Here is a 13,781-nt window from a genome sequence, read left to right as displayed (position 1 = left end):
GATGAAAAGATAAAGTAATTATACTATGATTTTGTATAAAAGACAAATCGTATGATTAAACTTCCCTTGATCCTAACAGCCGCAATTGCGGCTGTTAGTGTTTCTGTGCTAGCCCAGACTCGCAATACAAGGAAACCTAATATCATTGTAATCTTGGCAGATGATATGGGATACTCCGATATCGGGTGTTATGGTGGAGAGGTAGAAACTCCTAATTTAGATCGATTGGCTAAAAACGGGCTTCGTTACCGGCAATTTTATAATGGTGCGAGAAGTTGTCCTACTCGTGCTAGCCTTTTAACGGGATTGTATGCTCACCAGGCAGGAATGGGATGGATGGCTGCTGCTGATATGCAGTGCCCATCTTATCAAGGATGCTTGAACAAAGAATGTATGACGATAGCGGAAGTGTTGAAAGGTTCCGGATATAGCACTTATATGAGTGGTAAATGGCATGTAAGTAGTGACCGCCAGAATGAGGGAGGTATTAAAGATAATTGGCCCAATCAGCGAGGATTTGATCGTTTTTATGGTATTGTAGGGGGAGCAGCCAATTACTTTAATACCACTTATAACTATAATAATGATCAATTCCAATCCCCTAAAGATGGAAGTTTCTACTTTACTCATGCTATCAGTGACAGTGCTACGGTTTTTATTCATCGTCATGATTACGAAAGATCTCCTTTGTTTTTATATCTTGCCTATACAGCTCCACACTGGCCTTTGCATGCTTTGCAAAAAGATATAGATAAATATGTGGAAGTATATAAAGCTGGCTGGGACCGTTTACGTGAAGAACGTTTCCGTAAGCAAAAAGCGATGGGGTTGTTTTCGAAAGATGTAAAGATGTCACCTCGTGATTCAAAAGTTCCTGCATGGGATAGTCTTTCAGAAACAGAGCAGAATGAGTTTGCTATGCGTATGGCGATCTATGCCGCTCAGATAGATGCGATGGATCAAGGCATAGGCAGAGTGATTGATGAACTCGAGAAAAGGGGGCAATTAGAGAATACAGTGATTATGTTTCTGAGCGATAATGGAGCATGTGCCGAATTTATCAGTGGAGGTAAGAGGAAAGCGGTTGATGGAAAGGAAGATACTTATGAGAGTTACCGCATTAATTGGGCAAACCTGAGTGACACCCCTTATAAAGAGTATAAACATCACACGAATGAAGGAGGAATTGCTACGCCGTTGATAGTACACTATCCTGAAGGTATCAAGAAGAAAATGCGTAATTCGTTTATCGACCAGTATGGACATATCACAGACATTATGGCTACTTGTGTTGATCTAGGAAAGGCCGACTATCCACAATTGTATAAAGGGCATAAAATTATTCCTATGCAGGGAGTTAGCCTGACTCCGGATTGGCAAGGGAAGAAAGCGGAAAGAGGTAAAACATTTTGGGAACATGAAGCCAACATTGCTGTAAGAGACGGCAAGTGGAAGATTGTCACCAAAGTGATGGAAGGAGAAACCTTTAGTGAAGACTCAATCAAATTGTATGATATAAAAAAGGATCCGACAGAGATGAATGATATCTCCTCGAAATATCCCGAAAAAAAGTTAGAACTTTATGCTGCATGGAAACAATGGGCGGCAGAGGTTGGAGTTCTTCCTATGGATACTCGTTTTTATGGCGAACGTCAGCGTGACTACAAACGCGAATGTATAAATGGAGAATTTAGAGATAATTTCGGAGGTTGGGTATGCTCATACGGTGAAAAAGCAAAAATTAAATTTTCTATTGATACTATGCAAGTTATTTCGGGAAAGAAAACTGCTAAGATTGAGATACTTAAATCGGGAGATATGCCTAGAATGGGATTCTTGAAATGGGAATTCAATGCGAATAAAGGTGAGAAGGTATCTGTTCGTTTTAAAGCGAAGTCATTGCAAAAATCAGATATGATTGTCAGGCTGGAAACAATGAGGAATTTGTCCGTTAAGTATATAGATAAGGTAGTTCCACTTACAGATGGCGTTCAGACTTTTGAATTTGAATCACTGGAGTTACCTTCGAAGGGAAGTTACCAGTTGGTATTTTACGTCGGAAAATCGGAAGAAGGTACGATTTGGCTTGAGATATTGAGATGACATTTGGAAGAGATTGATACAGAAATATATAATACTTTAAAAGCTAGTTTATGAGTTGTAATTTGAGAAGACTATTCTCTTTGTTGCTATTTTGCAGTTGTGTGTCGTTTGTTTGTTATGGTACAAATAATGATGGAGTACCTCGAATAGATGAATCCTGTGATAAGGTGTCATCTAATTTGCCTATTGCTGATCCTTATATATTGAATTATGATGGTACATATTATGCCTATGGTACACATGGGAATGGTTTTGAGGTGTATATATCAGATGATTTAAAACATTGGAAACAAGGAGAAAAATTAGCTCTTTCTCCAAAAGATTCTTGGGGAACAAGATGGTACTGGGCTCCTGAAGTATACTATGTAAAGTCGAAAAATAAGTTTTATATGTTTTATTCTGTAGACGAACATATTTGTGTCGCTACTTCAGATAGTCCCGAAGGTCCGTTTGTACAGGATAAGAAGGAACCTATCTGGGACGAAAAAAGTATTGATACCAGTCTGTTCATCGATGATGACGGTACTCCTTATCTCTATTTTGTACGTTTTACGGGTGGTAACGTGATCTGGGTGGCTGAAATGAAATCTGACTTGAAAAGCGTTAAGAAGAAAACTTTGAAACAATGCATTAGTGCTGAAGATGGGTGGGAGACGATTCGTGATAAAGTGGCAGAAGGTCCTTCTATACTTAAAAGGAACGGTACATATTATTTAATTTATTCAGCCAACCATTATCAAAGTCAGGATTATGCCGTAGGATATGCAACAGCAACTTCACCACTAGGTCCTTGGAAGAAATATACCGGAAATCCTATTTTACGGAGAGATCAAAAAGTAGCTTCGGGATTGTTTGGTACGGGACATGGGGCGCCATTTGTTTGCAATGACGGGAGTTATAAATATATCTTTCATGCTCATTGGAACGAGAGTAAAGTAGCTCCACGTACTTCGTTCATTGCTGATTTTACATTTTCGGATGATGGAGTAATTTCTATTGATGGAGAACTGATTAGACCTGAAGTGGTGAAGTAGTATAGAGTATCTCTTTAAAAAGATAGATAGAAAGAAGCAAAACAATCTTTTTGTTTCAGTTGAATAGATTTGATGTGTAAAATTGCGTTATCCCCTTTATATAAAAGGAATTAAGCCGTTTGTTTAGTTGTTTTGAGGTTTCAATTAATGGCTTTTTGAGATAGTAAATATCGTTTTACGTACTTGGTCCCATGGCTTCACGTACGTGGTCCTTTGGGTTCACGTACCTCATCCGAATGGTTCATGTACGTGAAACGAGGATATGTACTTTGCAAAAAACAGTAATCGAGCCTTGTTTGTATGTTAATGTTAGCAGTATTTGTTCTACTGCATACCGTATTATTGATTGAGTAACAATTCTACTAATTAATAAAAAACAAGTAATGAAATGGTTGCATAGTATGGATTTATGAGAGAATCCGATGAAAATGGAGTGGAAAACTCTAGACTTAACATCTTTAAATTGTATCTTACTACTCGCGAGATTATTATTTGTTATGTAATTAGTCGCTGATTATTAGAGAAATAAGTAATTAGAATAGTAAGGTGGAAGTGACAATAGATATGTCTTTAACTTTTATTGTCACTCTATTTTCACCGACTATTGTCACCAATCTATTATTGATTATCAGAGGTTTGGTTCTCAAAAGTGACGAATGACAATAAATATCTATTTTTTTTCTCCAAGACATAAATGGATTATCCATGAACCAGATGTATTTAACTGTTATGCAAGAGGTAATATGTTAGTGTCTTTTATAGTATTATGCGGATGTTTTTATATTATTGTTTTTTGTATCTTACTGAATTTCTGTACATTTGTCGTGTAGAATATAAGTTGTGATTTCTGTTTTGGGATTATAAAATTAAAACAAACTTATAATATGAAGAGATTATTTGTTTTTTTATTGTTTTTTTTATTGTCTTATAGTGACGTGTGGTGCCGAAAATCGGAATGGCTCATATTTGAGTAATAAACCTGATGATATTATAGAAGATCGTTTACCTATCGCTGACCCCTATGTATTGTTTTATAATGATAAATACTATGCCTATGGTACAAATGTCGAAGGTTTTGAGGTTTATATTTCAGATGATTTGAAACACTGGAGGCGGGAAAATAAACTGGCATTATCACCGAAAGATTCCTGGGGAACTACATGGTATTGGGCTCCTGAAGTATACTATATAAAGTCCCAAAAGAAATTTTATATGTTTTATTCCGTAAATGAGCATATTTGCGTAGCTACTTCTAATAGTCCTACAGGGCCTTTTGTACAGGATAAAAAAGAACCTATCTGGAAGGAGAAGAGTATTGATACCAATCTATTTATTGATGATGACGGTACTCCTTATCTCTACTTTGTGCGTGTTACCAATGGAAATGTTATTTGGGTGGCTGAAATGAATGCAGATTTGAAAAGTATTAAAGAAGAAACTCTGGTAGAGTGTGTGAGAGCAGAGACTCCATGGGAGCGTGTACAAGCTAATGTAACAGAAGGACCTTCCGTTTTGAAAAAGAATGGCTTGTACTATCTAATTTATTCTGCCAATGATTATAAAAGTAAGGATTATGCGGTGGGTTATGCTACTGCCTCTTCTCCATTCGGACCTTGGAAAAAGTATGATGGAAATCCAATATTGCACAAAGATAAAGACCGTACTATGAAATTAGTTGGTACGGGACATGGTGCTCCTTTTATGTGTAAAGATGGGAGTTACAAATACATTTTCCATGCTCATTGGAGCCAAGAAAAAATACAACCACGTACCTCTTACTTTAAGGATCTTACTTTCTCCGATGATGGTGTGATAACTATTGATGGTGATGTAATTAGCCCCGTAGTGGTGAAATAAGAGAATTGTTTTGAAAGATATATTGAGTTGAAACATATCATAAGATAGTGAAGAGAACAGGTACTTTAAGCATACTTAAAAAACTATGTTCTCTTTATTGTTTCATGGGAATATTGGCAATGGTAATTTTCTAAGAAGTCAATACGAAGAATAATAGATTAATTAGCTGTTAATACACATATACAGTCTTTGTCACAAGACCTTCCAACAAAGTTTGAATATTAATAATAATCGGATTGTCATCCATTTCGTAATCTGTGACTAATTGCTGCATCTGTGGGAAAGTAGCCCATACACTTTCTTTTATATCTTTCCATACAGATATTTTTAGAGGTAGTTTGATAGAAATACTTGAATACTCAATCATCAGATTCGTTACTTTAGGGGAACCGAAGACTATTATTTGATTAGGGAGAAGTTTTTAGCCCGACTTCCTCAGTGTTTTTACCATGATCAAATTTAGCAAATATCGGAACTCCCTTTGTTCTAAAGATATTCTCTATTCCTTCCATGGTTTTGGCAACACTAAACTGGCCTTGTGTTGTTTTCTTTATGCTATTCTTATCCTGCCCAAGTTTCTCTGTCCAGATTGCGATAACCGATTGCTTCTGCCAAGTGATTAGGAAGTATCTGTTCGCAACTTTCCAGGTCGGCAATGGTACGTGCTACTTTCAATATACGGTCGTAAGCTCTGGCTGATAAATTGAGCCGGGTCATAGCAGTTCTTAATAATTGAAGTCCCTTCTCATCAGGATGCGCATAAATGTCTAATAATTGGCTATTCATTTGTGCATTACAATGTAGCCCGGGAAAATCCTTATAACGTTTTTCTTGTATTTGTCGTGCTTTCATTACCCGCTCTCGGATTATAGCACTTGTTTCTCCCCGTCGCTGGTCGGAAATCTTGTCGAAAGGAACAGGCACTATTTCTATCTGAATATCAATTCGATCAAGTAGTGGACCGGATATTTTATTTAAGTATTTCTGTACTTGTCCCGGACTGCAAACACAGGGCTTTGTTGGATGATTGTAATATCCGCAAGGGCAAGGATTCATGGATGCGATCAACATTAGGCTAGCCGGATAATTTATACTGCTTCTGACGCGAGAAATGGTAATGCATCTGTCTTCTAACGGCTGGCGTAATACTTCCAATACATTTCTTGAAAATTCAGGAAGTTCGTCTAGAAATAAAACCCCATTGTGGCTAAACTGATTTCTCCGGGTTGTGGAAAACTACCTCCTCCTACCATTGCTACTTGAGAGATTGTGTGATGTGGTGCGCGGAATGGACGTTGTGTAATCAGCGAGGAGTTACGGCCCAATTTGCCTGCCACAGAGTGTATTTTTGTTGTTTCTAAACTTTCGCCTAGAGATAGTGGAGGCAAGATAGAGGGTAAGCGTTTAGCCATCATTGATTTACCACTCCCAGGAGCACCTACCATTATTAGGTTGTGTCCTCCAGAAGCAGCTACTTCTAAAGCTCGTTTTACATTCTCTTGACCTTTGACGTCCGCAAAATCAAATTCAAAGTTACTTTGTTGGGCATAAAATTCTTCCCGTGTATTGACAATTGTCGGCACTAGTTCCCGTTCATTATTGAAAAACTCGATAACTTCCTTAATATTACTTACTCCATAAACTTTTAGTTGATTAACAACAGCTGCTTCTCTCGCATTTTGTTGTGGAATAATTAGCCCCTCGAATCCATCCTCACGTGCTTTGATCGCAATAGGTAAAGCTCCTTTGATGGGTTGAATACTACCATCCAGACTAAGTTCACCCATTAATAAATAGCGTGAAAACTTTTCAGAGGATATCGTCTCACTAGCACCTAAAAGACCGATTGCAAGTGGCAAATCATAAGCAGAACCTTCTTTACGAATGTCAGCAGGGGCCATGTTGACTACTAAATTACTGGTAGGCATTTTATAGCCATTAACTTGCAGTGCAGAGATAATGCGTTGATGACTTTCCTTTACCGCAGAATCCGGAAGGCCGACGAGATAAAACATGCAGCCCCGAGAGCTGTTTACTTCAATTGTGATGAGTGTTGCATCAATTCCTTGAACAGCCGCTCCGAAAACTTTGATTAACACGATGGCTAGTGATTATTTTTTCTTTTTACTATTCTTTTCTTTTTCTTCTGCTTTGGTAACTACCTCTTCCAATTTCTTTTTCAACTCTTGTCCATGCAGATTCTTAGCAACAATTTTTCCTTCTGGTGAGAGTAATACATTTGAGGGTAAATGTTTGATAGAATATTGTTTGGCAATATCTGAATTCATTCCGTTGAAGTCACATACTTGTTCCCAACTTAAACTATCTCGTTTGATACCATTTTTCCATTGTTGCTTGTCAATATCGAGAGAAATGCCAAGAATATTTAGGTATTTACTCTTCTTATATGTTTGATAGAGTGCTTTTAGCTCTTTATTGTTTTGTTGGTTAGAAATACTATCTCCCCATGAAGCCCAAAAGTTGATTAATATATTCTTGTCTTTGAATCCTTCAGATGAACGGGAAATTTTTTCCCCTTTCTCATTAGGCAGGGTGAAGAATGGAGCATATTTACCTATTTCTGTCTTTTCAGCCTGAGCCATTGTTTCATTCAGACGTTCGATATATGACTTATCCTGCAATACTCCCGTCATAACTTCAATTAATTTTTTAATCTTGTTGAAATCAGGTGTATTCTTTTGAACAAAGTATTTATCCAATAGATAGAGACTTACGTATGAGGAGTGATGCTGCTGTATAAACTCTTCGGCTTTCTGTTCCACAACTTCCGTAGTAGGGTTTTCATATTCTCCTAATTCCTTTTGAAATTTAGAGAATTCTTCATTATATATATTGCCGTCAATAAAAAGAATATCCGGATTAGCTATATCTCCTTTGATAGTGATTTTATTACCTTTATTAAAGAAAATAGGATATTCTATCCGATTGTTGAATAATAAATAAGCAGAAATAACTGTATCTACTTTTGTTGTAAAAGAGAATTTATTATCATTGGCATAAATCGTGTCTATCCGGTCATACGATTCGTCCATGCCATATAAGTAAATTGTATCTGTTCCCAGTCCCTTGATCTCTCCAGTGATACTGACTTTATCCGAAGTCTTTTTGCAACTGACTAAACAGATGATTATGAGGATTAAAATACTGCTCTTTTTCATTACTTTGATTACTTTTCTGCGAAAGTACGGTTTTTTACAGATAAAAAAAAGAATTGCCCGTCATTTGTCGTGACAGGCAATTCTTAATATTTAAAATAAGTGATAAATCTCTTATTTAGCAATGCTCATGAAATCTGCGTTAGTGAAGAACTTAGCAAATTCTAAGTCAGTTGCAGCTTTCTTAGCCAATGCAGGTTCTTTAGCAACAGCGCTCTTCAGACTGCTAATTACCATAGAAGCATTATTAGTTCTAGCACCCAGAACAGCCATTAAGTAGTCTGTGTAAGCATCCGGTCTTTGAACATTAGCCAAAGTGTTTTTAGCTTTGTTGTAGTCTTTAGCCAAAATCTGAGCTAAAGCAGCACTATTGGTCTTAGAATCACCAAATGAGTTTACTGCTCTTTCGTATTGACCTTGAGCGATGTAGAGGTTACCCATTGATTCGCCAAGTTCTTTAGTACCAGCAGCTTTACCGAAGTATGTTTCAGCAGCACCCTTGTCACCCTTCATCAAAGAGATCAAACCTAAGTTCATATTAACCTCAGGAGATGCATTTACGCTAGCAGCTTTCTTGAAGAAAGTTTCAGCTTTGTCAATGTTACCTGCCTGATAAGCCAATTTACCAAGGTTATTGAATGCACGGTAATCGCTTGGGAATTGTTTAGTTGCCTGAGTGTAGATCGCTTCTTGTTGAGAAGGATTGTTAGTCAATGTAGCAGCATACAGCAATTCTTCAACATTCAGTTCAGAAGGTTTAGAAGATGCCAATTTAGTGATTTCTTCGTCAGATTTACCAATGATCTCATAGTTCAATGTCAAACGAGAACGACGCAATTGAGGCAAAATAGTGTTAGCCAATTCTTTGTATACAGCAGAAATGTTCTTGATTTCGCTTTCTCTTTGAGCTGGGTCCTGATACATAGAGATTACACGAAGGATCAATTCTTTGTCTTGGATGTTAGATTTAGAAACTAGTTCTTGGAAGCCTTCCCAGTCCTGAGCAGTATATTTAGCGTCCATAGGAACATCGATTTTGTCTTTCTTCAAATCTTTGTTCAACAACTTAGTTGTATTTTCTTCACGGTTTTCAGCAAGAGTAGTATTCAAACTTACACCACCATCAGGAGAAGCATATGCAGAAACTTCAATGTTACTGATTTTTTTGTTTTCAGCAGCGTTTACGTTAGCAACTTCTTTGTTGAATTCTTTAGCTTTTTTCAACTCGCTTGAACGGATGTTAGCTTGTTGGATAAGGAACATGATGTTAGATTCATGTTTTTCTTTGATGATACGTTGGAAAGCGTCTTCACCCAAAGCCGGGTTAGCGTTAGCCAAAGTATTGTTTACCAATTCAGAAGTCGAAATCACACCATCAGCGATTTTAACAGCGGGAATAGTAACCACTTTTTTGCCGATAGTAGCCTTGAATTCAAGGTACAATTCGGACTTAGCCATTGCAGGAACATAGTCAAAAGAAGTTTTCATTGTGTAGCTACCACCCATCTTGTAAGAGATAGTCTGGTCGTTACCTTCTACTTTTTCACCCTGGAATGTAGCAGGCTGACCTTTAGCTTCGCCACCATTCCACCTCAAAACCGGAGTAACTTCTACTACCGCTTTCTTGTTGAAATACTTTTCAGGGAATTTACCATTAATGGTTGCAGGAACTTTGCCACCAATAGCCTCCAGCACTTGCGGAGTTACAGTGAAGTAATCTGCTGACAATTCACCCATTTTTTTGCTGCAAGAAGAGAATAATGCAACAACCATTGCCATGAGTAAAGGCAAGTACAACTTCTTAGTCATTTTAGGTATAAAATTAAATGTTTGTAATTGAAATTTCGCCTATTTAATCACTTTTTCTGCCTAAGGTAGAATAAAGTAGGGCAAAGATATTAATTCTTAATATAATTATATAGATAAGGCCTGATTTTATCATAATTTAATAAAAACCTCCTCCTTTTTCTTGCCGATACTTAATATTTCGGGGATGATGCTCAATTATCTCGCTATGAAGCATATTACGGTCGATATGTGTATAGATTTCTGTGGTTGCTATGGATTCGTGTCCGAGCATGCATTGAATAGCTCGTAAATTGGCGCCGCCTTCCAGCAAATGAGTAGCAAAAGAGTGGCGAAAAGTATGTGGACTAATGTTTTTGGTAATACCTGCTTCTTGTGATAATTCTTTTATCATATGAAAAACCATAATTCTCGAAAGAGATTTGCCTCTGCGTTGGCTGACGAAGACGAAATCTTCGTAGTCTTGTTTAACTTCTATTTGGTTGCGGTCTATAAAATAAAGTTTTATTTCGTTAATTGCTCGTGGGGAGATGGGAACAAGGCGTTGTTTGCTGCCTTTTCCTTCTACTTTAATAAAACCTTCGTCAAAATAAAGGTCTGAAAGCTTGAGATTAACAAGTTCAGATACTCGCAGTCCGCAACTGTATAAAGTTTCCAGAATAGCTCTGTTACGTTGTCCTTCCGTTTTGCTACGATCTACTGCGGAAATAATGGCGTCAATTTCTTCGACGGTCAGTACCTCGGGAATTTTAAAGCCGATCTTGGGACCTTCCAATAGTTCGCTAGGGTCAGCTTCCAGATAATCAGACAGAATCAGGAAGCGGAAAAAAGATTTGATACCTGATAGAATACGTGCTTGAGAACGGGGATGAATACCGATATCGTGCAGTCCGGCAGTAAAACGTTGTAGATCTGCCAGGCATACGTCTAACACATCGATACTTTCAAGGGTCAGGAAACTCATGAGTTTATCTAAGTCGGTAAGATAGGCATCCAACGTGTTGGGAGATAAAGACTTTTCCAGCTTCAAGTATTGTTGATACTTTCTGATTATCAGTGCTTGTTGTTCCTTCTTTTGCATTTTTTCGTTGATTTCCATTTCTTTTTTCTACCTTTGCTCCGCGAAAATAGGCTGCCACTCAGCAGAATACAAATAAATTTGTTTCTGCATTCGGTTTGCACTATCTTTGCACCTTGAAATATTGTTCTTTGGATGCAAAGGTATTAAAAAAACAGGATTACGTGATGAGGATACAAATTATTAACGGCCCGAACATTAATCTGTTGGGTAAACGTGAACCTTCCATATACGGAAGTGTTACATTTGAAGACTATCTGGTTGAACTTCGTAAAAAGTATGCTGACGTGAAGATCGACTATTTTCAATCGAACATTGAGGGAGAAATGATTGACTGCATTCAGCAAGTCGGATTTGATGTTGATGGAATTATCCTGAACGCAGGTGCATATACACATACGTCCATTGCATTGCAGGATGCCATTCGTTCTGTGACTTCTCCTGTGGTAGAAGTGCATATTTCTAATGTGCATAGCCGCGAATCCTTTCGGCATGTATCCATGATAGCCTGTGCCTGCAAAGGAGTAATCTGTGGTTTTGGGCTGAATTCTTATCATTTGGCTTTGGAAGCTTTGTTAGAGAATAAATAAGATAATAATATAAATAGGTAAAAAGACTATGTTACTGAAACAGACTAAAATTGTTGCTTCTATTTCGGACAGGCGTTGTGATGTAGATTTTATCAAACAATTGTTTGATGCAGGGATGAATGTAGTACGTATGAATACGGCTCATGCCAGTCGTGAAGGTTTTGAAGCTTTAATTGCAAATGTGCGAGCGGTATCTAACCGTATTGCGATATTGATGGATACCAAAGGTCCTGAAGTGCGTACAACTGCCAATGCTGAGCCGATTCTATATAAAATAGGTGAGAAAGTTAAAATTGTAGGTAATCCGGATTTGGAGACTACCCGCGAGTGTATTGCCGTTTCATATCCGAATTTTGTGCATGATTTGAATATTGGTGGTACCATTTTGATTGATGACGGTGATTTGGAATTGGAAGTTATTGATAAAACGGCCGATTATCTCCTTTGTGAAGTGAAAAACGAAGCAACTCTTGGAAGTCGTAAGAGTGTAAATGTACCGGGTGTTCGTATCAACCTTCCTTCATTGACGGAAAAAGATCGTAATAATATCTTGTATGCTATTGAAAAGGATATTGACTTTATAGCGCATTCTTTTGTTCGTAATCGTCAGGATGTGCTTGACATTCGCGCAATATTGGATGCTCATAACAGTGATATCAAGATCATTGCCAAGATTGAGAATCAGGAGGGTGTGGATAATATTGACGAAATTCTTGAAGTGGCTGATGGGGTGATGGTTGCTCGTGGAGACTTAGGTATCGAAGTTCCGCAAGAACGTATCCCGGGAATTCAACGTGTATTGATCCGCAAATGTATATTGGCAAAGAAGCTGTAATCGTTGCTACTCAGATGTTGCATACAATGATTAATAATCCACGTCCGACTCGTGCTGAAGTGACTGATATCGCCAATGCTATTTATTACCGTACAGATGCTTTAATGCTAAGTGGCGAAACGGCTTATGGTAAATATCCTGTTGAGGCGGTGAAGACTATGACCAAGATTGCTGCTCAAGCAGAAAAAGATAAATTGGAAGAAAATGATATCCGTATTCCATTGGACGAGAACAGCAATGATGTTACTGCATTCCTCGCTAAACAGGCTGTGAAGGCTACTTCTAAGTTGAAGATTCGTGCCATTATTACAGATAGTTATAGTGGACGTACTGCCCGTAACTTAGCTGCTTTTCGTGGTAAGTATCCTGTATTGGCAATCTGCTATAAAGAAAAGACAATGCGTCATCTGGCTCTTTCTTATGGTGTGGAAGCTATCTATATGCCGGAACTTGCCAATGGACAAGAATATTATTTTGCTGCTTTACGCCGTTTGCTGAAGGAAGGGCGTTTACAACCTGCCGACATGGTAGGCTATCTAAGCAGTGGAAAAGAAGGTACGCAGACTTCCTTCCTCGAAATTAATGTTGTGGAAGATGCGTTGAAGCATGCAGAAGATACTGTGTTACCTAACAATAACCGTTATTTGTAAGGAACATCTTATGCAGGAGACCGAATCTATTGACGAATATATTTTGCAGCATATCGATGTGGAAAGCGATTATCTGAAAGCGCTTTATCGGGATACGCATGTGAAACTACTTCGTCCCCGTATGGCTTCCGGACATTTACAGGGAAGGATGTTGAAAATGTTTGTTGAGATGATTCGGCCTCGGCAGATTTTGGAGATCGGAACGTATAGTGGGTATTCTGCTCTTTGTCTGGCAGAAGGTTTGCAGGCGGGTGCGATGTTGCATACGTTCGAAATCAATGATGAGCAAGAAGACTTTACTCGTCCGTGGTTGGAAAATTCTCCGTTTACAGATAAAATCCGTTTCTACATAGGTGACGCTTTGGAACTTGTTCCCGATTTGGGTATCACGTTTGATCTGGCTTTTATCGATGGAGATAAGCGCAAATATATAGAATATTATGAGATGACATTGGCACATCTTTCCGACGGCGGATATATCATTGCTGATAATACATTATGGGACGGTCATGTACTTGAACAACCCCGTAAAACAGATGCGCAGACTATTGGCATAAAAGCATTCAATGATCTGCTTGCCGGTGATGAACGGGTGGAGAAAGTCATTTTACCTTTGCGTGACGGATTGACAATTATAAGAAAAAAGTAAAAT

Annotated in this window: 9 protein-coding genes and 2 pseudogenes; 6 read left to right on the top strand and 5 right to left on the bottom strand. The window is 38.0% G+C overall.

The window, feature by feature from the left end; genetic code table 11:
• The first annotated feature begins 51 nt into the window (after nucleotides 1–51).
• The 3 genes from JCM17102_RS01840 to JCM17102_RS01830 all read left to right on the top strand — a co-directional run bounded on the left by JCM17102_RS01840 (nucleotide 52) and on the right by JCM17102_RS01830 (nucleotide 4,994).
• Entirely contained in the window at nucleotides 52–2,103 is a 2,052-nt protein-coding gene (locus JCM17102_RS01840) for an arylsulfatase (RefSeq protein ID WP_025073745.1), read from the top strand.
• A 50-nt stretch (nucleotides 2,104–2,153) separates the two neighbouring features.
• Complete coding sequence (locus JCM17102_RS01835; RefSeq protein WP_033886420.1) at nucleotides 2,154–3,137, top strand: glycoside hydrolase family 43 protein; 984 nt, start codon at nucleotides 2,154–2,156, stop codon at nucleotides 3,135–3,137.
• 966 nt (nucleotides 3,138–4,103) lie between these two features.
• Nucleotides 4,104–4,994: a glycoside hydrolase family 43 protein gene (locus JCM17102_RS01830; RefSeq protein ID WP_275564307.1), complete on the top strand. Its 891-nt coding sequence runs from the start codon at nucleotides 4,104–4,106 to the stop codon at nucleotides 4,992–4,994.
• A gap of 169 nt (nucleotides 4,995–5,163) precedes the next feature.
• Here JCM17102_RS01830 and JCM17102_RS28770 read toward each other — a convergent pair whose 3' ends face one another.
• From JCM17102_RS28770 to xerD, 5 genes and pseudogenes are all read right to left on the bottom strand, one after another.
• Nucleotides 5,164–5,397, bottom strand: a complete 234-nt coding sequence (locus JCM17102_RS28770) for a DUF302 domain-containing protein (protein WP_345719275.1) — start codon at nucleotides 5,395–5,397, stop codon at nucleotides 5,164–5,166.
• 158 nt (nucleotides 5,398–5,555) lie between these two features.
• Nucleotides 5,556–7,093: pseudogene (locus JCM17102_RS25770) on the bottom strand (YifB family Mg chelatase-like AAA ATPase).
• 12 nt (nucleotides 7,094–7,105) lie between these two features.
• On the bottom strand, nucleotides 7,106–8,173 hold the full coding sequence (locus JCM17102_RS01815; RefSeq protein ID WP_025073742.1) for a TlpA disulfide reductase family protein: 1,068 nt from the start codon (nucleotides 8,171–8,173) through the stop codon (nucleotides 7,106–7,108).
• Between the two features lie 111 nt (nucleotides 8,174–8,284).
• Nucleotides 8,285–9,979 (bottom strand): tetratricopeptide repeat protein, encoded by a 1,695-nt coding sequence (locus tag JCM17102_RS01810; RefSeq protein WP_025073741.1) that lies wholly within the window; start codon nucleotides 9,977–9,979, stop codon nucleotides 8,285–8,287.
• A 136-nt stretch (nucleotides 9,980–10,115) separates the two neighbouring features.
• Nucleotides 10,116–11,075 carry a site-specific tyrosine recombinase XerD gene (gene xerD / locus JCM17102_RS01805; RefSeq protein ID WP_025073740.1) on the bottom strand — a complete coding sequence of 320 codons (960 nt, stop codon included), beginning with the start codon at nucleotides 11,073–11,075 and terminating at the stop codon, nucleotides 10,116–10,118.
• 146 nt (nucleotides 11,076–11,221) lie between these two features.
• Between xerD and aroQ the strand changes: the two genes are divergently transcribed.
• The 3 genes and pseudogenes from aroQ to JCM17102_RS01790 all read left to right on the top strand — a co-directional run bounded on the left by aroQ (nucleotide 11,222) and on the right by JCM17102_RS01790 (nucleotide 13,778).
• Complete coding sequence (gene aroQ / locus JCM17102_RS01800) at nucleotides 11,222–11,644, top strand: type II 3-dehydroquinate dehydratase (RefSeq protein ID WP_025073739.1); 423 nt, start codon at nucleotides 11,222–11,224, stop codon at nucleotides 11,642–11,644.
• A 28-nt stretch (nucleotides 11,645–11,672) separates the two neighbouring features.
• Nucleotides 11,673–13,129: pseudogene (gene pyk / locus JCM17102_RS25765) on the top strand (pyruvate kinase).
• Between the two features lie 10 nt (nucleotides 13,130–13,139).
• Entirely contained in the window at nucleotides 13,140–13,778 is a 639-nt protein-coding gene (locus JCM17102_RS01790) for an O-methyltransferase (RefSeq protein ID WP_025073738.1), read from the top strand.
• Nucleotides 13,779–13,781: the final 3 nt, after the last annotated feature.

This window comes from Bacteroides faecichinchillae JCM 17102, assembly GCF_000614145.1.
GTDB lineage: Bacteria > Bacteroidota > Bacteroidia > Bacteroidales > Bacteroidaceae > Bacteroides > Bacteroides faecichinchillae.
This window is presented reverse-complemented; position numbering and strand designations above follow the sequence as displayed.